Raw genomic sequence first — 20,423 nt, 5'->3', positions numbered from 1 at the left:
CCCGTCAATCCAAAATGTTCGTCGCTACACGAAGATCAAACATGCCCCAAAACATCCCCATCGTAGAAAACATCCTCAACGCCAATGACCGCCTCGCGCAGACCAACCGCGCGCGGATCGACGCGGCGGGCGTGTTCTCCATCAACATCCTCGCCTCCCCCGGCGCGGGCAAGACCTCGCTCATCGAAAAAACCCTGCCCCTGCTCAAAGGTAGATTGCGCGTCGCCGCCGTAGACGGCGATATCGCCACCTCCATCGACTCAGACCGAGCCGCAGCAGCGGGCGCAGGCGCCGCGATCCAGATCAACACCGGCGGCGATTGTCATCTCGACGCGGTCATGCTGCATGGCGCGCTCGAACAACTTGACCTCACGCAATTCGACCTGCTCATCGTGGAGAACGTCGGCAACCTTGTCTGCCCTGCCAACTTCAAACTTGGCACACACAAGACCGTGCTGGTTGCCTCCATCCCCGAAGGCGACGACAAACCCTACAAATATCCCGGCACCTATCGCGGCGTGGACGTGCTCGTCGTCAACAAGATCGACCTGCTGCCCTACGTCGATTTCCGCATGGATTACTTCCAGCAGGGCGTGCAAGTCCTCAACCCCAACGTCACCACCTTCCAAACCTCCTGCCGCACCGGCGAAGGTCTGCAAGCCTGGGCAGATTGGCTGGTCGAGAACGCAAAAAAATAATGCCCGGCGCAAAAGTTCACATCTCCGGCATTGTGCAAGGGGTCGGCTTTCGCCCCTTTGTGTATAACCTTGCCATGAGTCTGAATCTCAAAGGCTGGGTTAAGAACACATCTGCCGGTGTGGATATCGAAGTGGATGGGGATAAAGAAACGCTGGACTTGTTCCTGCAAAAATTGCGGGACGACGCCCCCACACTCTCGCGCATAGACGACTTCAGCGCCTCATTCGGACCCGGTAACGGGTTCACCCAATTTGACATTATCCACTCTGAAAGTGTAGACGGCGCCTTCCAGCCCATCTCGCCCGATGTCGCCATCTGCGACGACTGCCTGCGCGAACTCTTCGACCCCAACGACCGCCGCTATCGCTATCCCTTCATCAACTGCACCAACTGCGGACCGCGCTTCACCATCATCAAAGACATTCCCTACGACCGTCCATTCACCACCATGGCGGGATTCCCCCTTTGCCCCGATTGCGAACGCGAATACAAAGACCCGACGAATAGAAGATTCCATGCGCAGCCGGTGGCGTGTCCCGTTTGCGGACCGAAAATATGGCTTGAAGTAGGGGCGACTCGCGAGTCGCCCCTACAGAACGATGATGCAATGAAAGAAACTCAACGCCTTTTGGCAGAGGGAAAGATCGTCGCCATCAAAGGCTTGGGCGGATTTCATTTGGCTTGCGATGCGACGAATGCAAAAGCGGTAACAGAGTTGCGAATCCGCAAATTACGCGTGGACAAGCCTTTCGCGTTGATGATGCCTGATATTGAAACCATCGAAAGGCATTGCTTTGTCAGTGATGAAGAGAAAGCCTTGCTCACCTCCCCCGCCCGCCCGATTGTTTTGCTGAAAAAGAAACCCGAATCCACCATCGTCGAAGAAGTCTCTCCCAAGCAGGAATGGCTCGGTGTGATGCTGCCGTACACGCCGCTGCATTATTTACTATTTACCAATTATCAATCTCTATACTCTGCTCTTGTTCTCACCAGCGGCAACCTCTCCGAAGAACCCATTGCAACTGGAAACGATGAAGCCCGAGAACGTCTCGCTAAACTTGCGGATGCGTTCTTGATGCATGATCGGGATATTCATGTGAGGTGTGATGATTCGGTGGTGAGAGTGTGTTTAGCGATGACCATTGACCAATGACCAAAGCTCGTCCAATCATCGTCCGTCGTCGGTTTATCCCATCCGTCGCTCCCGCGGCTATTCCCCCTTCCCTGTAAAACTTCCGTTCCAAGTTCCGCCCCTGCTTGCAACCGGTTCCGAACTGAAAAATACGTTCTGTATCACGAACGGAAATTATGCCTTTCTCAGTCATCACATTGGGGATATGGAAAATTACGAGACGCTGCAATCCTTTGAGCAGGGCGTGGAGCATTTCGAGCGCTTGTTCCGTGTGAAGCCTGTGGCGATTGCCCACGACATGCACCCGAATTATCTGGCGACACGCTACGCACTGGAACGCGCCGAGCGTGAGAACTTACCAACTTTCAACATTCAACATCACTATGCGCATGTCGCTGCGTGCATGGCAGAGCATGGATTGACCGAACCTGTCATCGGCGTTTCGTTTGATGGCACAGGTTACGGCGACGACGGCGCAATCTGGGGCGGGGAATTTTTGGTGGCAGATTACAAATCCTATCAACGCGCGGCGCATTTGGAATATTTCCCTTTGCCCGGCGGCGATGCGGCGATCAAGAAACCGGCGCGCACAGCATTGGCTTTGCTGTGGAGCCTTGGCATGGATTGGGATGATGCACTGGAATCGGTCAAAGAGTTTTGCGCCGAAGACCAGGTGACCTTGCGTGTGCAACTTGAAAAGAAAATCAACACACCGATGACTTCATCGATGGGACGTCTGTTCGATGCGGTGTCGGCGTTGGCGGGTGTGAGGCAGAAGGTCAACTATGAGGGGCAGGCGGCGATTGAGTTCGAGGCAATGGCAGATTCGGCTGAGGCGGGGCAATATGTCTTTGGTGTTGAATCAGGTCAGGTCGGAGTCAGAGGCGTGGTTGAGGCGTTGGTAAAAGATACAGTGGCGGGAGTCCCGATCCAAAAAATATCCGCTCGTTTTCATAATGGTCTGGCAGAGTCTGTGCGCGAGATGGTGAAAAGAATCAGCGGTGAAACGTCGCTGCGGACTGTGGTTCTCTCTGGCGGAGTGTGGCAGAATCTCACACTATTACGGCGAACATTGTCACTATTAAGAAAAGATGGTTTTGAAGTATACATACACCGAGAAGTTCCAACGAACGATGGCGGACTCTCGCTCGGACAAGCCGCGATTGCGGCATATAGATTGAGAGGTTGATATGTGTTTAGGCGTACCTGGAAAAATTGTTGATCTGTATGAAAAGGGCGGGCTGAAAATGGCGAAGGTTGATTTTGGGGGAATCTTCCGTGAGGCATGTTTGGATTATGTGGATGAAGTGAAAGTTGGCGATTATTGCATTATCCATGTGGGGTTTGCGATCAGCGTATTGAGCGAATCAGAAGCCATGGAAACGCTTGAGTTGCTGCGGCAGATCGGCGCGATTGAAGAAGAGTTGGGACCTGAGACGCCAGCATGAAGTATGTGACCGAATATCGTGACGCGGCGCTGGTGAAGGGCGTGATCGAAGAGATCCGCCGCACCGTGACGCGCCCGTGGACGTTGATGGAAATTTGCGGCGGGCAAACGCACGCGATCGTGCGTCATGGCATTGACCAATTGCTGCCGCCTCAGATCGAACTGGTGCATGGTCCTGGCTGCCCGGTGTGTGTGACTCCGCTGGAACTGATCGACAAGGCGTTGTCGATTGCGGCGCGCCCCGATGTGATCTTTTGTTCGTACGGCGATATGCTGCGCGTGCCCGGCTCAAGCCGTGACCTGTTCTCTGTCAAAGCGCAGGGCGGGGATGTGCGCGTGGTGTATTCTCCGCTCGATGCGGTCACGCTGGCGGAGAAAAACCCGGATAAGCAGGTTGTATTTTTTGCGATCGGGTTTGAAACCACCGCCCCACCGAATGTGATGAGCGTGCTGCAAGCACAGCGGCTTGGACTGAAAAATTTTTCAGTGCTGGTTTCGCATGTGCGCGTGCCGCCTGCCATGAGCGCCATCCTCAATTCGCCGCATAACCGCGTGCAGGGATTTTTGCTGGCGGGGCATGTGAATGCCATTATGGGCTATTGGGAATATCCGCCGTTGTTGGAGAAGTTCAAGATCCCAATGGTGGTGACCGGCTTTGAGCCACTCGACATTGTGCAGGGAATTTTGAAAACTGTGCAACTGCTCGAAGAAGGCAAAGTGGAAGTTGCCAATGCCTATCAACGCGCCGTGACTTTTGAAGGCTTGAAGCCCGCACAGGCGGCGATCCATAAAGTGTTCATGGAATGTGACCGCAAGTGGCGCGGCATTGGCATGATCCCGATGAGCGGTTGGTGTTTGCGCCCCGAGTTTGAAGAATTCAACGCCGAAATACGCTTTGATGTGGAATCCATCCACGCAGAAGAATCTCCGTTGTGTATTGCGGGTGAAATTCTGCAAGGCTTAAAGAAACCCCATCACTGCTCGGCGTTTGGCAAGCAATGCACGCCTGAAAATCCGCTCGGCGCGACAATGGTCTCGTCTGAGGGGGCGTGCGCGGCGTATTATAAATATGGACGGAATCCGCAAGTTCTACTTGCGGAGAAATAACTCCAGAAGTTCTACTTCTGGAGTACGGGCAAAGATGGACATTTACAAAACCTACCAACATAATCCGCCTCATTGGTTTGTTTCGAATGCTATTTACATGGTAACGGGTTCCACACTTTCAAAAGAGCCATTACTCGATACTGAAGAAAAGCGGATAAACTTTTGTGAGACATTGATCGAGAGAACAACAGTGTTGGGATGGGCACTTCATGCCTGGGTTGTTTTGAAAAACCATTATCACTTCATTGCTCAAAGCCCTGAGAATGCGCTTTCATTGAAACTATTAATTCAGGGTGTTCATTCGATTTCAGCAAAGTTTATTAATCAAATTGACGGCACTCCCGGGAGAAGAATTTGGTACAACTATTGGGACACCTGCCTTCAGACGGAAAATGCGTATTACACAAGGTTGAATTATGTAATTCTTAATCCGGTAAAGCATGGGCTTGTGTGCAACCCGGAAGATTATCCGTTTTCGAGTTACAAGTATTTTGTTAAAAATAGCGAGCCGGATTTTCGGGAAATGGTTTTGTCGCAAGAGATTGACGATTTACAGATACAAGATGAGTTTTGAGAAAATATCCCGAAGTAGAACTTCGGGATTCCATTGAGGAAGATTATGACAGACGAAACAGTAAACATCGAAGGTGCCGTATGTGCTCCGCCGCTGACGCACAACGAACAGATCGTGATGGGACATGGCGCGGGCGGACGGATGAGTCATCAACTGATTCAGAAGGCGTTTGTGTCTGCGTTTCAGAACACGGCGTTGAACGCAGGGGATGATGCGGCGTTGGTGGAAGCGGGGCTGCGACAGAAATTATCCATCAGCACCGATTCGCATGTGGTCTTTCCGCTGTTCTTCCCCGGCGGCGACATCGGCAAACTCGCCGTGTGTGGCACTGTGAATGATGTGGCAATGCTTGGCGCAAAGCCGTTGTATCTCACGGCTGGCTTCATCCTTGAAGAAGGCTTGCCGATGGACACACTTAAGCAGGTTATCGAGTCCATGCGTTTAGCGGCGGAAGAAGCAGGCGTGCAGATCGTGGCGGGCGATACGAAAGTGGTGCAGCGCGGCAAAGCAGACGGGATGTACATCACCACCGCCGGAGTTGGTGTGGTGCGAGAGAATGTGAACGTCAGCGGGGCGAACGCGAAGCCCAGCGATGCAGTCATTATTTCCGGCACTATGGGCGATCACGGCATTGCCGTCCTTGGCGCGCGCGGCGAACTTGGGTTCCAGTCCAGTTTGCAGAGCGATGTGGCTCCGTTGAATCATCTCATCGCGGCGATGCTGGATGCGAGTCCGAATATCCATGTGCTGCGTGATCCCACGCGCGGCGGTTTGGCAACGACCTTGAATGAGATCGCGACTCAATCCAAGGCGGGAATTGTTTTGAACGAAGAGTCGATTCCAGTTCACCCGGAAGTCAACGCGGCGTGCGAAATGCTCGGATTCGATGCGCTGTACGTGGCGAATGAAGGGAAACTGGTGGCAATTGTCCCGCAGGAAGATGCGAAAAAAGTGTTGGCGGTGATGAAGTCCACGAAATATGGCGAAGGTGCGGTGGTCATCGGTGAAGTGGTCGCAGAGCCAAAGTCACGTGTGCTGCTCAAGACTGCTTTGGGAAGTACGCGCGTGGTGGATATGCTGGCAGGTGAGATGCTGCCGAGGATTTGTTGAAACAAGTTCAGCTTTAAACAAAAGGCAGCCGGATGAAATTCCTTGATTCCCTCATAGACCGTATGTATGCATACGAGATCGTGCCGCATCAGGTTACCCCAGAAAAATACAACATCCCATTTCAAGAGGTTTTGATTCCTGCCAATGATGGCGGTACGCTTTACGGCTGGCATATCCCTGCATCGCCGAATGCCCCAACGATCATCTTGCTGCATGGGTGGAGCAGAAACCTATCCCGCACACTCCCCTACATTCAGGCGCTCCATCCTTTGGGATACAACCTGCTGGCTTTTGATACTCGCAATCATGGCAGTAGTTCCGCAGTGGAACGCCCCACCGTTGGTACATTTGCGCAGGATGTCGTCTCTGTGGTCAAGTTCTTGAGGCTACAGGGAAACACAAGCTCAATCGGCGCACTCGGATTATCCGTTGGCGGAGGCGGTGTTATCAACGCCGCAGGTTGGGAAGATCAAATCCGCAGCGTCATCACCATTGGAGCCATCTCGCATCCTAAAGCGGTCATGAAGTTTGAATTTCACAAACGACATATCCCCAGCTTTTTAGCATCTCTTTTGTTTGGTTACATGCGCAGACAATATGGGTTGGATTTTGACGCCATTGCACCCGTGAATAACATCCGCAAGTCGCAGGCAGAATTTTTGCTCATCCACGGTGAGCAAGATGAAACGGTTCCAGTCGAACAGGCGCACGCCTTGTTTGAGGCGGGAAACCCTGAAAAGACCCATCTTTGGGTCATTCCAGAAAAAGGGCATAGCAACTGCCACACGTACCCGCAGTTCTTTGATAAGGTCAGGGAGTTTTTGGAAAAGACTTTGCCTGTTTAAATTCTTATCATTTTGTCTTATTAAATAAATCTACCTAAGTCTGTATGCAAATTAAAGTTGATATCACCCTGCCTGCACGATGCGCAGGCAGGCCTAAGCGACAGCGAAGGGTCTCTTACTCGGCAAAAAGGCTAAATTTCGAGCAAAAGCAAAGATTCTTTGTTGCTCCGCTCCTCAGAATGCCATGGCAATAGCATTTTGCATACACACCCTAGAAAAGATAATCGGGGAGATAAGTCCGTCTTGAACCACATCCCGAAGTTCTGAGTTTAATATGTTAACCAATAGTCAGACTGAACTTATCAACACATGCCAGAGAAGAAATCACATTTGCGCACTGGCAGATGCCCAAATGACAGGTAAACATGTTGCTGTGAAAAGATTCACAGCAACATATTTTTAATCTGTGGACTTATAGGTTCGCACAGGTTATAGCAATCTATAAGCAAAACTAATAGCTCTACATTACCTTTATCACTTCCGTGTATGGGGGAATAAGATAAACTTTGTATTGTGAAAAAAGGCACAATACGGAGATACAATATGCATCGAAAATTTTTTGCAGTAACTTGGATCGCCTTGAGTTTGTTCCTGGCATCTTGCACTTCTTCAGAGTCCCCCACAGCAACGGCGGCACTCTCTGAAACAGAACCCGTTCCAACGTCTGCGCCTGAGGCAGGAGAATGTATCGCTTGCCATAAGGACCAGCAGCGACTCATCGACACGGCAGCTCCAGCTGTGGAAGCGGAAGCTGAATCCAAAGGGGTTGGCTGAGGGGGCGATGTGGCTCCGTTGGAGCCTTGGGAAAAAGTTCTAGTTGATAACGAAACCTTCTCGCAGACCGATCACGGCGAGTTGACCTGTATTGAATGCCATGCAGGCGTGAACGCATCTGAAAAAGAATCTGCGCATGAAGGGTTGCTTGCCAGCCCCAGTTCGCAACCGCAGGAGTTTTGCGGTGAATGTCACGAAGAAGAAGTAGCTTCGTACCCAAACAGTCTGCACAATACTCAAGCCGGGTATTGGACTGCCATCAACACCCGCAATGGGAATATTCCAGAAGATCACCCAGCCTTGAATGAGATGTTCGGCAATCATTGCGCAACCTGCCACACTACGTGTGGGGAATGTCATGTAAGTCAGCCGGAAAATGTAGGCGGGGGGTTGTTCACCGGGCATGTATTTGAAAAAACGCCACCCATGACGCGTTCTTGCACGGCTTGTCATGGCAGCCGCGTGGGCAATGAGTTCCTTGGCAAGAACGAGGGTATTCCCGGCGATGTCCATTTCCGTGAAGCGCGCATGAGTTGTGTAAAGTGCCATGAAGGAGCGGAACTGCATGGTATGACAGAAACTTCTGCCAATGCGGAACACCGATATAACGGGGCGGAAGATCCGCAATGCATCGATTGTCACGCTGAAGTTTCAGACGGCTCCGATGGGGTCGAGATGCACGCACAGCACGGTGACGGAAACGAACTCTCCTGTCAGGTCTGCCACTCGGTAACATACACCAGTTGTGATGGCTGCCATGTGGCCGTCAGCGAGACAAGCGGCAATCCGTTCTTTGAAACCGAAGCGACCTATCATACTTTCTTCATCGGTCGTAACCCGATCCAAAGTGAAGACCGCCCTGCCAAGTATGTACCGGTGCGCCACGTGCCTGTTACTACAAACAGTTATGAGTTTTATGGCGAAAATCTATTGGCGAGTTTTGATGCGCTGTCGACCTGGGTCTATTCCACACCACACAACATTCAACGCAACACGCCACAGAATGCATCCTGTGAAGCCTGCCATGCCAACCCGGCGATCTTCCTGACTGCCGACAAGGTACAAGCGGTTGAACAAAATGCCAACCAATCGGTAATCGTGAATACCGTACCACCTGCCGTGGAATTATTCCTTGCCGCCATGCCGCAACCAGCAGAACATGCTGACCTGGCATCAGACTCATGCGTGGCATGTCATGAAAAAGGAATTCGCAACTCCCCTGTTTACCCGGAAAATCACGTCAACTTTGCAAACGAAAGCTGCTCTGGATGTCACAAGCTGCCATAGTGCGCTTGATCAATAAAATCAATCATTCTTCATAAGGAGAAGAAAATGTCTAAAAAGTTTCAAATGTTTCTTGCCCTGCTCCTGGCACTTAGTATGGTCCTGGGAGCCTGCGGCTCACCCGCATCCGTCGAACCTGTTGCTGAAGTAGAAGCCACAGAAGCGGTTATGGAAGAAGTTGTAACCGAAGAACCGGCTGTCGAAACCGGACCCGATGTCCTGGCGCTATTCACCGACCTCGCCGCTTCCTCCCCCGCTGACAAGGGTACGGCACCGTCAAACCTGCTTCGCTGAATGAAGAAATGGTGGACAACCCTCCGTTTGTTCTCGATGTGCGCGAAGCCTCTGAAGTGGAAGCCGATGGATACATTGAAGGCAGCTTCAACATTCCGGTGCGCGAGGTGCTTAACAACCTCGATAAACTCCCCGGTTTGGATGACGCCATTGTCGTAACTTGCGCCTCCGGGCATCGTGGCAGTATGGTGATGGCTTCGCTCAAAATGTTGGGCTACACCAATGTGCGCAACCTCGGCGGTGGTATCAACGCATGGAAGAAAGCCGAACTGCCGCTCGTCACGGGTTCTATCCCTGAAGCTCCCGCCGCGATCAGCACTCCGATCATTGCCGATCAGGCTCTGTACGACATGCTGAATGGCTTCCTGATGGGATTGCCCGAAGGGTACTACACCGTCAAAGCGGACAAACTTAACGAATTGCTAGTTGAAAATCCTCCTGTTCTTATTGACGTTCGCAGCAAGGGCGAATGGGATAAAGACGGTTATATCGAAGGTTCAGTCAACCTACCGTTTAGCGATTTCTTCGCCAACATGGACCAAGTTCCGGCAGATAAAGATGCGAAGATCGTAGTCCTGTGCGCATCTGGTCATCGCGGCGCAATGGTCATGATGGCTCTGCGCCTGATGGGCTACACCGACGTCTCTAACCTGGCAGGTGGACTCGGCGGATGGAAATCTGCTGGTTTACCCGTGATGGGTCTCGTCTCTGAAATGGGAACGTTCATTACCAGTTTGCCAACAGACGCTGGCTATTACAGCATCAAGTCAGACAAGCTCAATGAAATGCTCGTTGAAAACCCGCCCCTCATTGTAGATGTTCGTTCTGCCGCTGAAGTTGAAGAATCTGGATATATTGCCGGTTCGATTAACATCCCAATTCAAGACCTGTTGAAGAACCTGGATAAACTCCCAGCAAAAGATGCTAAGATCGTCACCGTCTGCGCATCCGGTCATCGCGGTGGTTTAGCCATGATGTCTCTGCGGCTGCTCGGCTATACAGACGTGGTCAGCCTCAATGGCGGTATCAACGGTTGGAAAAAGGCTGAATTGCCTCTTGAAACCGGCACACCAGCTGCCCCCGTTGCTGGAACCGCTCCTGAAGTAGATGCAGATAAACTTGCTGCTCTCGACACGTACCTGAGTGGACTACCCGAAGGCTATAACACTGTAAAGCCTGCTGACCTGAACACTGAACTCGTCAGTGGAACAGTTCCCTTCCTTCTTGACGTTCGCTCGCAGACCGAGTGGGATGAGAATGGGCATATTGATGGCGCAGTCTTGGTCCCAATCGTTGATGTGCCTGCCAACCTCGCCCAGTTACCTGCCGACAAAGCTGCCCCGATCGTCATCTATTGCGCGTCTGGTCATCGTGGTGCCATGGCAATGATGTACCTGCAATTCCTTGGTTACACCAGCGTTCGCAACATTGCTGGTGGCTTGAACGGCTGGATCGCTGCAGAACTGCCCGTGGTCAAATAACCTCAATGGGATAGTTACCAGAGTTTATCCCTGAATAAAACGTAATACAAAACAGCCTGTGAGGGAAAATCGCAGGCTGTTTTGTTGAAAATCAATGGTCATATATGGAATTTGACGATTATCACTACCCAGACCTATGAGAAAGGCTTATTCTTATGCTAAAGCATCATTACCGACACTTATCATATTTGGAGCAGAAGATGATCGAACTTTCAACTCTACGAGTCTTTTTGCTGGCTGCTGAGGAAAAGAATTTCAGCAATGCCGAAAAACGCTTAAACCTCTCTCAATCTGCTCTCAGTCAGAACATTCAAACCATGGAGCGGATCTATGGTGTGACATTGTTCGAACGGCGTGGACGCTCAGTAGAACTCAGCGAAGCGGGACAGACCATCCTGCCAATGGTTCAGGAGGTGATACGGTCAGCTCGCATGCTGGAAGATGGTTTCCAAGAGATCCATAACCAGGTGGGCGGCGAATTGTTGATTGGCTGCTCCACATCTGCCGGAAAATATCTTTTACCGATTTTGCTTTCAGATTTTCAAAAGCAATATCCGGCTGTTCATCCGCGTGTGAAGGTGATGGGGCGTGAAAATATTTATGAGCGCTTGCTCAATCATGCCATTCCATTTGGGGTGACCAGCAAGATATTCGAGCACCGCGACCTGGAATGTCAGCCATTATTTAATGACAAGATTGTTCTCATTGTTCCTGCAAACCATCCCTGGGCGCACTATGGCAAAGCCACTCCCGATGATCTGCTGGATCAGCCCGTCATCCTACGCGAAGAAATGTCGGGGACGTGTGAAACCGTAATGCAAAGTTTAAAAAACTACGGAATCACTCCAGATATGCTGAAAGTAGTGATGGAACTGGGGAACCCGGAAGCCATTGAAATGGCAGTGGAACGTGGAGTAGGGATCGCCTTTATCTCTGAAATGGTGGCAGCACGCGGGCTGGCTTTTGGACGCATAAAAAGGTCGAAGTCGAGGACTTGAACTTAGTCGAATGGTTTATATATCACGCAACTTAAGCCATCTGCCAACACGAGCACAATCATTGTTCTGGGCATTTACACAGTCTCAACGTGAGAATATCAATACATCCATATGGGATAGTCTTGTCAATTTTGCGGTCGCCTAGTTATCCGCGCAGACTTTCAAAGAGTCTGTTTCATTCAACGCACATGACGCCGAGGTTTGGGACTTGTAAATGCTGTTATTGCAGGTTTCACGGTAAGCAACATAAGGATAGTCATCAATATCGCGGAGGTAAGACACCAGGCACAGGTGGCTCCGATGACAAATGGTTCCAGAAAAGTAAGGTAGATCGAGAAGAATGTTCCAAACAGGCTCAAAAGGAATAGGGCAATGTTTGCCATGTTTCCTACCTTGCCTTTGGCATAACGTGCCATCAGCCAGGAAACGAGGAGTGCGGTATAACCGATCAGCCCCAAAATTCCAATCGGAAGAATGCCAAAGAGAAGGGCATATTCGCTTTGTTGCACGGTGTTGCAGTCTCCCACGGGTCCGCAGACGGCGGTGGTTTGGGTGGTTTCTACGAAAGTCAAATAGCCTGCCACACCCATGCCAATCACACAGAGGGTTGGAATAACCCAGGTGTTGCTTTCTTTGGGATGCGCTCCGTTTCCCCTTTTTCTAAATATAAAAAATACCCACACGACAGCTGCCAACATTCCGATAAGCACAACAACTGCCAACATGTTCCCGATTGGGTCGCGTGCAAATTGGTCTGCCCAATCGATATTGTTACCTTCATCGACAAAGAATATCCCCGGAGTCATAGTCGGTGTGGGAAATGTTGAGGGAGCAGAGGCAGTACTGGCTGGAGTTTGAAGCGTCTCAGCCTGCGCAGGGAGCGTTTCAGGATCAGGACTCTCCGTTGGTGCTTCAGATCCTGAAGTTTGACCCAAAGCCTGTTGTAAACCAGGTATGGCAGGATACCCCACCCCACCCTGTGCCAGATAGGTTTTTACCAGTTCGGGAAATTTTTCGGGAATGTCGGTTGACCCGATCAAATACATATCATCAATGACGAGGAAGGGAACGCCTGCTTGTTCAAGTTTGAACATTTCTGTAGCAGACAGGAACAACGCCTGACCATCTGGCTGGGTAACGTTTATACCTATGACCTGCAATTGTCCGTCATATTCATCCATCATGGGAAGGATCGTCTGGTTGATCACAAATTCACAGTGTCCACAGGTGGGAGAGTAGAAGAGAACAGCATAGACGACGGGAGGTTCTGCTTGCGCATGAACCATCGAGATAACCGGGATAAGAATTGCTATAAGTAGTGCAAAAATGAGCTTGCGTCCGTTCATTTTTTACTCCGCACTTCCCTTTTGTTACGATTAAGAACATAGAGAATAAGAGCCAATATTGTCAACGTCAGAGGGGCGATAAATTCCATGAATGCAAACATGTTTTCTACTTTCTTTACTCTTCCATTTGGGAAGAGGTTTCAAGGCAATTTTATTAACTTCATAGTAATCTTATTTTCACCAATATTACAGTAACAATAATCATGAATCGCGACTATATACCAATTAATTATTTCTCGAAATGGTGTCACATCTTTGCCATTAAAACAGCCCAGCGTCTGATCAGACGCTGGGCTGTTTTGTGAGATCATTTATCCGCTAATGAGGGAGGGCGGCTTCAAAGATCAAGAGGTCTCCCTGCTCTATCAGGTACACCTCGCCATTGATGACCTATTCGATCTTCCCCTGCAAACAATACACGAAATGCCTCGAATGCTACACACCTGAAGAAAAAAAGAGGGCTGATAGCCGCCGCTTTTTGTTTGATTCATGGTTCAGCTGTGCGCTTCGGGCAGAGCGAAAATTCAACCAATATTTTATGTGAAAAAACCAAAAATAAGTCGTTTTAAACAACTTATTAGTTACAACTATCACAATTAATGTGACAGATTTCACTAGCCCGCCCACATCAGGCTAACTAGAATAGGTTTGTATGTTCATGCGATCATGCGAATATAAGAAAGAAGCCATGCAAATTAATTCGCTCAAACTGGAAGTAACCCAATTGCAAGCCAATATGTGCTCGGCGTTTACAGACCCAACGCGCATTTTGATCATATATGTGCTACACGAAAAGCCGTGCAATGTGACCGAGTTGGCAAACCTGATCGGCATCCCCCAACCCACCGCTTCGCGTCACCTGAAAGTATTGCGAGATCATGGGTTGGTGCAAACCAGTCGTAATGGGGCCACGATCACATACTCCCTTGTGGATGACAGGCTGATCCAATCGCTTGAAATCTTAAGGACCGTGTTGCACGACACGATCACATCAAAAGCAAATTTGATGATTGAAAACAGTTAGGCATTTTTCTCAAACTCTCTCAGGAGAAGACTATGCAACAAAAGAATAAAGCGTTTTTTATGATGTTTGCCGGGTTGGCGATCTTGGTCGCCGTCGGCATTTTTTTGTCCACGCCGCAGGCAGCCAGTGCTCAATGTGGTTCACAAGCTTCGTCTTGTAAGAACTGCCATGAAGCACAAGCTGAAATGCCCGTCAACGCCGATGGAACGGGCTGGCATCAGTCCCACGCCTTCGGTGATTTTTGTTACCTCTGTCATGCAGGTAACAACCAGGCAACAGACAAAGCTGCCGCACATACAGGAATGGTCGCTCCCCTATCGGACGTTCAGGCTGCGTGCCAGCAATGCCATGTTGCGGATTTGGATGCTCGCGCGCAAGTGTACGCGGACGCTCTCGGCATAACCGTCGGCTCGGGGGCTGCGGCTCCTGCTGCGGCGGGGTCTGATCCGGCTCCCGTCAGCGTGGATTCCGCTGTGAGCGCTCCGTCATCCAATTCATGTAACGAAGTCGTGGTGGATGATCCCAACACAATTGACTATGCTGCCAATTATGAAGAGATCGTGCTTGGCAAAAAGCCAACCAATTGGGGCAACATGATTTTGATGGGCATGATCGGCATGTTGTTGGTGGGCGGCGGCGGATTTGTTGTGACCCGTGAGAAATTCATCAACGTGAAGTTTGGCGACACCAAGGCTGTGGACGCTGAATACCCCGCCGATGTGGTGGACATGCTGCCAAAGATCGCTGCATTGAAAGCCGATAAGCGTAAGGCGTTGAACAACGTTTTGGATAACAAAAAAGCGGACAAGGTTCTCGACCTGATGGACGCTGTGACAAAAAAAGATGAGGAGTAAATCATGAATTTTATTTTGAATTACATCCGCAAAGAAACATGGTCGCCGTATGTGGCTGGTGTTCTGCTTGGGCTGGTGGGCATTGCAGCAGTGTGGATCAGCGACAGCCTGCTCGGCGCTTCCGGCGCATTTGAGAATTTAGCCGGGCTGCTCGGACAAGCCGTTGCTCCACAAGTGTTTGACAACATGTATTTCAACTTCATCATGCCGCCTGGAATTACCGTCGGTGTTATTTTGCTGGTGGGCGTGTTCTTCGGTGGGATGATCGGTGCAGCGACCAGTGGCACCCTCAAGTGGGGCAAAAAGACGCTGTCAATTCTGATGATCAATGGAAGCGCGTCTTTGGCGCACAGACCTGGAAGCGCTGGGTACTGGCTTTTATTGGCGCGATCATTTTGGAATATGCGGCGGGTATCGCTGGCGGCTGCACAAGCGGATTGGCGATCTCGGGCGGTATGTTGCTCGCTCCGGCTGCTTTCCTGTTCATTGCCGGAATGTTTGCCTCTGGCATTGTGACCGCATTGGTTATTTATCGCAAGAACTATTAGGAGACTGATATGACAAACTATATCACCGCTCTTGTTCTTGGCGTATTCTTCGGCTTTTCTCTGAATAAAGCCGGACTCACCAAGTACAACAAGATCGTAAATGTATTTCGCTTTACAGATATGGCCGTGCTTCAATTCATGATGACTGCCCTTGTCGTTGCTATGACTGGGCTTTTCGCTCTGCGTAGTTTGGGTCTGGTCACCTTCCCTGCCGTTCCTGCCACGTATGTTCTTGGGAATATCATTGGCGGGTTGATATTCGGTATAGGCATGGCTCTCACCGGATTCTGACCGGGTACTTGCGCTGCCGGTGGCGGCGAAGGCAAATTAGATTACATTGTCCCTGGTTTACTCGGTTTCCTCGTTGGTGCAGTTATTTACGGCTTGACCTATCAACAAGTATTTCCCGCGATCTCTGCGATTGCGAACTATGGCAACACAACCATCCCTGATCTTTGGAATTTGAGTCCTTTCCTGACCATCTTGCTTTTTGCAATGATGTCGCTCTTCCTGTTCTATATGATCGATCGTGCAGGATGGAAGCGCGCTGAAAAAGTTGAAGAAGGCGAGTAATCAGTTATCAGTAAAAAAATACCAGTAAACAGTAATCTGTTTCAAAAAAACTAATTACTGTTCACTGACGACTGTTTACTAATTACTGGCTTCGGAGAAACTATGACAAAAACGATCTCAAGAAGAGATTTTCTAAAAATAGGCGCAGCAGGCGCGGGGGCTTTGGCTCTCGGTCAAATGCTGCCCGCAAAAGTGGCGCAGGCGGCACGCGCGGCGGGACACATCAACGCGGAAGGCGATGGATTTGTCCATAGCATGTGCGAGATGTGCGTGTGGCGCTGCGGCTTGATCGCCAAGATCAAGGAAGGGCGCGTCGTCAAGCTGGACGGCAATCCCGAACATTCGCACTCACGCGGAAATTTATGTCCGCGCGGGCAATCTGGCTTGATGAACACCTACGACCCCGACCGTGTGTTGACTCCGCTCATTCGCGTGGGCAAACGCGGCGAAGGCAAATTCCGTCAGGCGTCATGGGAAGAAGCGCTCGATCTGGTCGCCAGCAAAATGACCGAGATCAAGAACAAGTACGGCGCAGAAGCGATGGTCTTTTCATCCACGCATAATTTGAGCCAGCCGCTGTTCGAGAATCTGCTGTACGGATTTGGTTCGCCAAACTACGGCACGCAGCGCTCGTTGTGCTTCAATGCCATGATCGTCGCCAACACGATGACCTACGGCATGGAAGAACCCGCCCGTATCTACGACGACAAACTCAAATACATTTTGTTGACGGGACGCAATCTGCTCGAAGCGATTTCAACGTCTGAAACACATGACTTGATTATGGCAATTGACCGCGGTGCGAAAGGTGGTCTACCTCGACCCGCGCTACACCAAGACCGCCTCAAAAGCGACCGAGTGGCTGCCCATCAAACCCGGAAATGATCTAGCCTTTCATTTGGCTTTGCTCAACATCATCATCGGCGAAAAGTTATACAACCGCTCCTTCGTTGAAAAGAACACGGTCGGCTTTGACGAATTGAAAAAAGAAGTCAGCCGCTACACCCCCGAATGGGCTGCGCCGTTGACTGGTATTCCCGCTGAAACCATCACACGCATTGCGCACGAATTTGCAGACGCTGCTCCTCATGCACTGGCTCACAACGGCTGGAGAACATCCAATTTCGTAAATTCATTCCATACCCAACGCGCCATCAGCATTTTGAATGCATTGATGGGAAACTGGGATGTGGTCCTGACCGAAGCAGGCGGCGAAGAAAGCGGCGCGTTGGGCGCTCCCCCACAACCTGCCTACTCTCGTATTTCTGCCTTGCGTTTGGACGGCGTACCATGGAAGTATCCGGTTGTACCATTCAAGATCGGCGTATTTCAGGAACTGCGCGACAACATCGTCAGCGGCGACCCGTATCAGGCGCATGGCTGGTTCATCTCGCGCCAGAATCCGATCATGTCCATTCCTGATCGCGGCAAGACAATCGAAGCCTTTGGCAAATTGGATTTCATCGTCACCGTGGACATCGTCCTCAACGATACCGCATGGTTCTCCGATGTCGTTCTGCCCGAAGCCTCCTATCTCGAACGCTACGATCCGCTCCTGCCTGTTGGCGATAAAGTTTTCCTGCGCCAACCTGTGATCGAACCGCAGGGCGAAGCCAAATCTGCTTTGTGGATTTACAAGCAGTTGGGCGAACGTCTTGGACTCGGCGATTTCTTCCAATACGAAGATGAAGAAGATTACATCCGCCAGCAGCTCAAACCGCTCGGCGTCACGTTGGAAGAGGTCAAGGCGAAAGGCTATGCCGAAGCACCCGAAGCACCTCACAGCGGAGAAAGCAGCGAGAAGACCTGGAATACTCCCAGTGGAAAGATCGAGTTATTCTCCGACACGCTTGCCAAAGTCGGCTTCCCTGGTGTCCCCACTTGGGTTGAACCGCCCCAGCCTGCAGAAGGTCAATTCTTCCTGCTGACAGGCAAGATCGCGACCTCCACCCAGTTTGGGACTCAGAACAATCAATTGCTTCACAAATATTCAGAAGAACCGCGTATGTGGATGAACGCTCAAACCGCCGCCAAGCTTGGTCTGGCTACCGACGACTGGGTCGAAGTCACAAGCGAGATTGGGCAGATCCACACACAATTGCTGGCAACGCAAGCCATCCGCCCCGACTGTGTTTACATGACCCCAGGCTATGGACATCTGTCCAAAGGTCTGAAAACAGCCTACGGTGTCGGCGCGAGCGACTCCGCTCTCCATGTCACCTATACGGATCCCATCAGCGGTGGACAAGCGCTTAGCCAGACTTTTGTAACGGTCAAAAAGGCTTAGAGGTATATTATGGCTGAAATTCATTTATCACGCGTATCTCTTCGACGCAACACGCTGTATTGACTGCCGCGCCTGCATGGTGGCTTGTAGTGTCGAGAACAATATCGACATGGACAAGACCCGCATTTGGGTGGCTGGACGGCGTTACAGGGACATTCCCGATCTGCAACGCGGCACAATGGTCTATCACTGTATGCACTGCGAACATCCTGATTGTATGTCGGCGTGTCCTGTGGGTGCGTACACCAAAGCGGAAGATGGTCCCGTTTCCTACAATCCCGATCTGTGCATTGGCTGCCGCTATTGCACGAGACGCCTGCCCGTTCGGCGTGCCGCACTTTGACTATGACAAAGGCATCATCGACGGCGTTTTCATCGACAAATGCACCTTCTGCCCACAGCGCATCTACAATGGACAGGAACCCGCCTGTGTCGAAACATGTCCCACTGACGCGCTCGAATACGGTGACCGTGACGAACTCATCGCCAAGGCACACGAACGCATCGCCGCACATCCCGATAAATATATTCAGCATGTGTATGGTGAGCATGAAAACGGCGGCACGTCGTACCTCATCATCTCACATGTGCCGTTCCAGGATCTGGGCTTGCCTGCCATGCCAGAAACACCCGTCAACGAAGTCAGCGAAACAGTGATGGAAATGACCATTCCGTTCGCACTCGGCCGTTGGACTGTCTTAAGTGTGCCGAGCGGCGGGTAAAGAAACACCAGAAGAAAGAAGCCGAACAAAAAAAGCAGAAGGCATCCAGTAACTAAATTCACGCTTCCAAATTCTTGCATTGGCGTTTCTGCGCTGGTACTGATCGCGCTCATGGGGATTGCTTCTCAGCGCAATGGCTCGCTTGCCTTCGCATCGGCGCCATAAGTGACCTGAGCTATTCCTACCGGGGCTTCTGGATCAGCTTCGACCTGTCCACGGGCGTGGTGATCTCCAGCGCGGCGTTTCCTCTATGGCAGGAATGTATTTTGGGCATCAAAGAATTTCAACCCATGCCGTCCCTCGTCCTCACGGCTTTGCTTGGCTAAGCATTATGGTCGCCATTGCCCTGCTCGTGGACCTTGGTCAGCCGTTGCGCATCTGGTACATGATGATCCACTGGAATCACACCAGCGTATTGCTTGAAATCGGTATCTGCGTGATGAGTTATCTCACCGTGCTTGCCATCGAGTTTGCGCCTGTGGTGTTGGAAAAATTCCCGAAATTGCATCATATCGCACATCTCATTCACAAGTTCATCATGCCCTTCGTCATCGTTGGCGTGGTACTCTCCACCTTGCATCAATCCTCCCTCGGCTCCCTCCTGCTCATTCAGCCGACCAAACTGCACCCGCTCTGGTGGACGCCAATCCTACCGATCATGTTCTTCACATCCGCGCTCACGGTTGGCATGGCAATGATCATCTTCGAGTCCTCGCTCAGTTCGCGCTATTTCAACGCGGCTTGGAAACTCATCTGTTGGCAAAACTTGCCAAAGCGCTGCCGGTCGCACTCGGGGTTTATGCACTGATCAAATTTGGTGAACTCGCCGTGGCAGGTGAACTCGGTCTGCTTTTCACCAGCGGAATCATGAGCGTGCTCTTCTGGGCAGAGATCCTCATCGGTGTGGTCACTCCCATCGTGTGGTTCTCCATTGAAAAGAATCGCACCAGCCCCAATGGTCTGCTCACAGGCTCGATCATCGTGCTCCTCGGTATGATCCTCAACCGTTTCGATGTAAGTTGGTTCGCGGTCAAGCATCCCGATCCGCTCTTCTACCTGCCGACCTTCATGGGCAACGTGGACTACTTCCCCACCTTCCCCGAAGTCTCCGTCTCCATTGGCATCTTTGCCGCAGGTATCATGGCATTCGGATTGATCGCCAAATTATCCCCGTCTTCGAGGATGAACATCCGCAGCCGCCCACGCAGGCGATTAAAGTCAGCGCCTCTTTCTTAATCGAGACCTGATTCTGTTTCATCAGGCATTGATCTACACTAAGACACACCTCCCGCCCTGAACATCCAGCGGGAGGTGTTTATAAAAA

At 51.0% G+C, this 20,423-nt stretch carries 26 protein-coding genes; 24 read left to right on the top strand and 2 right to left on the bottom strand.

Features of this window, described 5'->3' with window-relative positions; translation table 11 throughout:
• The first annotated feature begins 41 nt into the window (after positions 1-41).
• From hypB to IPG80_RS09425, 13 genes are all read left to right on the top strand, one after another.
• On the top strand, positions 42-698 hold the full coding sequence (hypB, locus tag IPG80_RS09485; RefSeq protein ID WP_345105700.1) for a hydrogenase nickel incorporation protein HypB: 657 nt from the start codon (positions 42-44) through the stop codon (positions 696-698).
• Positions 698-1,852 (top strand): carbamoyltransferase HypF, encoded by a 1,155-nt coding sequence (gene hypF / locus IPG80_RS09480; RefSeq protein WP_345105697.1) that lies wholly within the window; start codon positions 698-700, stop codon positions 1,850-1,852. The genes hypB and hypF overlap by 1 nt, the downstream gene beginning before the upstream one ends.
• Positions 1,842-3,020 carry a hypothetical protein gene (locus IPG80_RS09475; RefSeq protein WP_345105695.1) on the top strand — a complete coding sequence of 393 codons (1,179 nt, stop codon included), beginning with the start codon at positions 1,842-1,844 and terminating at the stop codon, positions 3,018-3,020. Before hypF ends, IPG80_RS09475 begins: the two co-directional genes overlap by 11 nt.
• Positions 3,021-3,078: 58 nt before the next feature.
• Entirely contained in the window at positions 3,079-3,279 is a 201-nt protein-coding gene (locus tag IPG80_RS09470) for a HypC/HybG/HupF family hydrogenase formation chaperone (protein ID WP_345105692.1), read from the top strand.
• Positions 3,276-4,385: a hydrogenase formation protein HypD gene (gene hypD / locus IPG80_RS09465; RefSeq protein WP_345105689.1), complete on the top strand. Its 1,110-nt coding sequence runs from the start codon at positions 3,276-3,278 to the stop codon at positions 4,383-4,385. The genes IPG80_RS09470 and hypD overlap by 4 nt, the downstream gene beginning before the upstream one ends.
• 34 nt (positions 4,386-4,419) lie before the next feature.
• Positions 4,420-4,959 (top strand): hypothetical protein, encoded by a 540-nt coding sequence (locus tag IPG80_RS09460; RefSeq protein ID WP_345105687.1) that lies wholly within the window; start codon positions 4,420-4,422, stop codon positions 4,957-4,959.
• Between the two features lie 117 nt (positions 4,960-5,076).
• Positions 5,077-6,069: a hydrogenase expression/formation protein HypE gene (gene hypE / locus IPG80_RS09455; RefSeq protein ID WP_345106035.1), complete on the top strand. Its 993-nt coding sequence runs from the start codon at positions 5,077-5,079 to the stop codon at positions 6,067-6,069.
• A gap of 32 nt (positions 6,070-6,101) precedes the next feature.
• Positions 6,102-6,914, top strand: coding sequence for an alpha/beta fold hydrolase (locus tag IPG80_RS09450; protein ID WP_345105685.1), 813 nt, complete (start codon positions 6,102-6,104; stop codon positions 6,912-6,914).
• A 543-nt stretch (positions 6,915-7,457) separates the two neighbouring features.
• Positions 7,458-7,688, top strand: coding sequence for a hypothetical protein (locus IPG80_RS09445; RefSeq protein ID WP_345105683.1), 231 nt, complete (start codon positions 7,458-7,460; stop codon positions 7,686-7,688).
• A 9-nt stretch (positions 7,689-7,697) separates the two neighbouring features.
• Entirely contained in the window at positions 7,698-8,975 is a 1,278-nt protein-coding gene (locus IPG80_RS09440; protein WP_345105680.1) for a multiheme c-type cytochrome, read from the top strand.
• A 45-nt stretch (positions 8,976-9,020) separates the two neighbouring features.
• Positions 9,021-9,266: a hypothetical protein gene (locus IPG80_RS09435; RefSeq protein ID WP_345105678.1), complete on the top strand. Its 246-nt coding sequence runs from the start codon at positions 9,021-9,023 to the stop codon at positions 9,264-9,266.
• 8 nt (positions 9,267-9,274) lie between these two features.
• Complete coding sequence (locus IPG80_RS09430) at positions 9,275-10,747, top strand: rhodanese-like domain-containing protein (RefSeq protein ID WP_345105677.1); 1,473 nt, start codon at positions 9,275-9,277, stop codon at positions 10,745-10,747.
• Between the two features lie 200 nt (positions 10,748-10,947).
• Entirely contained in the window at positions 10,948-11,745 is a 798-nt protein-coding gene (locus IPG80_RS09425; RefSeq protein ID WP_345105675.1) for a LysR family transcriptional regulator, read from the top strand.
• Between the two features lie 179 nt (positions 11,746-11,924).
• Here the strand turns inward: IPG80_RS09425 and IPG80_RS09420 are convergent, their stop codons facing one another.
• Entirely contained in the window at positions 11,925-13,091 is a 1,167-nt protein-coding gene (locus IPG80_RS09420; protein ID WP_345105673.1) for a vitamin K epoxide reductase family protein, read from the bottom strand.
• Positions 13,092-13,743: 652 nt separating this feature from the next.
• Between IPG80_RS09420 and IPG80_RS09415 the strand changes: the two genes are divergently transcribed.
• From IPG80_RS09415 to IPG80_RS09385, 7 genes are all read left to right on the top strand, one after another.
• Positions 13,744-14,115, top strand: coding sequence for a metalloregulator ArsR/SmtB family transcription factor (locus IPG80_RS09415; RefSeq protein ID WP_345105671.1), 372 nt, complete (start codon positions 13,744-13,746; stop codon positions 14,113-14,115).
• Positions 14,116-14,147: 32 nt separating this feature from the next.
• Entirely contained in the window at positions 14,148-14,969 is an 822-nt protein-coding gene (locus tag IPG80_RS09410; RefSeq protein ID WP_345105668.1) for a hypothetical protein, read from the top strand.
• 3 nt (positions 14,970-14,972) lie between these two features.
• Entirely contained in the window at positions 14,973-15,485 is a 513-nt protein-coding gene (locus IPG80_RS09405) for a YeeE/YedE thiosulfate transporter family protein (protein ID WP_345105665.1), read from the top strand.
• A 41-nt stretch (positions 15,486-15,526) separates the two neighbouring features.
• Positions 15,527-15,808: a YeeE/YedE thiosulfate transporter family protein gene (locus tag IPG80_RS09400; protein WP_345105662.1), complete on the top strand. Its 282-nt coding sequence runs from the start codon at positions 15,527-15,529 to the stop codon at positions 15,806-15,808.
• Between the two features lie 93 nt (positions 15,809-15,901).
• The gene (locus IPG80_RS09395) at positions 15,902-16,090 is read left to right on the top strand and encodes a hypothetical protein (RefSeq protein ID WP_345105660.1); all 189 of its coding nucleotides are present in this window, start codon (positions 15,902-15,904) and stop codon (positions 16,088-16,090) included.
• A gap of 102 nt (positions 16,091-16,192) precedes the next feature.
• Complete coding sequence (locus IPG80_RS09390) at positions 16,193-16,975, top strand: molybdopterin-dependent oxidoreductase (protein WP_345105657.1); 783 nt, start codon at positions 16,193-16,195, stop codon at positions 16,973-16,975.
• On the top strand, positions 16,899-18,377 hold the full coding sequence (locus IPG80_RS09385; RefSeq protein ID WP_345105654.1) for a molybdopterin-dependent oxidoreductase: 1,479 nt from the start codon (positions 16,899-16,901) through the stop codon (positions 18,375-18,377). The genes IPG80_RS09390 and IPG80_RS09385 overlap by 77 nt, the downstream gene beginning before the upstream one ends.
• 7 nt (positions 18,378-18,384) lie before the next feature.
• Here the strand turns inward: IPG80_RS09385 and IPG80_RS09380 are convergent, their stop codons facing one another.
• On the bottom strand, positions 18,385-18,585 hold the full coding sequence (locus IPG80_RS09380; protein ID WP_345105651.1) for a hypothetical protein: 201 nt from the start codon (positions 18,583-18,585) through the stop codon (positions 18,385-18,387).
• An 82-nt stretch (positions 18,586-18,667) separates the two neighbouring features.
• Here IPG80_RS09380 and IPG80_RS09375 point away from each other — a divergent pair, with 82 nt between their 5' ends.
• From IPG80_RS09375 to IPG80_RS09360, 4 genes are all read left to right on the top strand, one after another.
• Positions 18,668-19,099: a 4Fe-4S dicluster domain-containing protein gene (locus tag IPG80_RS09375; protein ID WP_345105649.1), complete on the top strand. Its 432-nt coding sequence runs from the start codon at positions 18,668-18,670 to the stop codon at positions 19,097-19,099.
• Between the two features lie 74 nt (positions 19,100-19,173).
• On the top strand, positions 19,174-19,425 hold the full coding sequence (locus tag IPG80_RS09370; protein WP_345105647.1) for a hypothetical protein: 252 nt from the start codon (positions 19,174-19,176) through the stop codon (positions 19,423-19,425).
• Between the two features lie 5 nt (positions 19,426-19,430).
• A complete protein-coding gene (gene nrfD / locus IPG80_RS09365; protein ID WP_345105645.1) occupies positions 19,431-19,907 on the top strand; it encodes an NrfD/PsrC family molybdoenzyme membrane anchor subunit in 477 nt (158 codons plus the stop codon).
• Complete coding sequence (locus IPG80_RS09360; protein WP_345105642.1) at positions 19,856-20,335, top strand: hypothetical protein; 480 nt, start codon at positions 19,856-19,858, stop codon at positions 20,333-20,335. Before nrfD ends, IPG80_RS09360 begins: the two co-directional genes overlap by 52 nt.
• Positions 20,336-20,423 lie beyond the last annotated feature (88 nt).

The sequence above is a fragment of the Candidatus Villigracilis vicinus genome (assembly GCF_016702885.1).
GTDB lineage: Bacteria > Chloroflexota > Anaerolineae > Anaerolineales > Villigracilaceae > Villigracilis > Villigracilis vicinus.
This window is presented reverse-complemented; position numbering and strand designations above follow the sequence as displayed.

Bases quoted from the DNA above. Each gene is read 5' to 3' on its own strand.
- hypB (WP_345105700.1), top strand. From the start codon at position 42: ATGCCCCAAAACATCCCCATCGTAGAAAACATCCTCAACGCCAATGAC.
- hypF (WP_345105697.1), top strand. From the start codon at position 698: ATGCCCGGCGCAAAAGTTCACATCTCCGGCATTGTGCAAGGGGTCGGC.
- IPG80_RS09470 (WP_345105692.1), top strand. From the start codon at position 3,079: ATGGCGAAGGTTGATTTTGGGGGAATCTTCCGTGAGGCATGTTTGGAT.
- hypD (WP_345105689.1), top strand. From the start codon at position 3,276: ATGAAGTATGTGACCGAATATCGTGACGCGGCGCTGGTGAAGGGCGTG.
- IPG80_RS09460 (WP_345105687.1), top strand. From the start codon at position 4,420: ATGGACATTTACAAAACCTACCAACATAATCCGCCTCATTGGTTTGTT.
- hypE (WP_345106035.1), top strand. From the start codon at position 5,077: ATGGGACATGGCGCGGGCGGACGGATGAGTCATCAACTGATTCAGAAG.
- IPG80_RS09450 (WP_345105685.1), top strand. From the start codon at position 6,102: ATGAAATTCCTTGATTCCCTCATAGACCGTATGTATGCATACGAGATC.
- IPG80_RS09445 (WP_345105683.1), top strand. From the start codon at position 7,458: ATGCATCGAAAATTTTTTGCAGTAACTTGGATCGCCTTGAGTTTGTTC.
- IPG80_RS09435 (WP_345105678.1), top strand. From the start codon at position 9,021: ATGTCTAAAAAGTTTCAAATGTTTCTTGCCCTGCTCCTGGCACTTAGT.
- IPG80_RS09430 (WP_345105677.1), top strand. From the start codon at position 9,275: ATGGTGGACAACCCTCCGTTTGTTCTCGATGTGCGCGAAGCCTCTGAA.
- IPG80_RS09425 (WP_345105675.1), top strand. From the start codon at position 10,948: ATGATCGAACTTTCAACTCTACGAGTCTTTTTGCTGGCTGCTGAGGAA.
- IPG80_RS09420 (WP_345105673.1), bottom strand. From the start codon at position 13,091: ATGAACGGACGCAAGCTCATTTTTGCACTACTTATAGCAATTCTTATC.
- IPG80_RS09415 (WP_345105671.1), top strand. From the start codon at position 13,744: ATGTTCATGCGATCATGCGAATATAAGAAAGAAGCCATGCAAATTAAT.
- IPG80_RS09410 (WP_345105668.1), top strand. From the start codon at position 14,148: ATGCAACAAAAGAATAAAGCGTTTTTTATGATGTTTGCCGGGTTGGCG.
- IPG80_RS09405 (WP_345105665.1), top strand. From the start codon at position 14,973: ATGAATTTTATTTTGAATTACATCCGCAAAGAAACATGGTCGCCGTAT.
- IPG80_RS09400 (WP_345105662.1), top strand. From the start codon at position 15,527: ATGACAAACTATATCACCGCTCTTGTTCTTGGCGTATTCTTCGGCTTT.
- IPG80_RS09390 (WP_345105657.1), top strand. From the start codon at position 16,193: ATGACAAAAACGATCTCAAGAAGAGATTTTCTAAAAATAGGCGCAGCA.
- IPG80_RS09380 (WP_345105651.1), bottom strand. From the start codon at position 18,585: ATGTTCGCAGTGCATACAGTGATAGACCATTGTGCCGCGTTGCAGATC.
- nrfD (WP_345105645.1), top strand. From the start codon at position 19,431: ATGGTCGCCATTGCCCTGCTCGTGGACCTTGGTCAGCCGTTGCGCATC.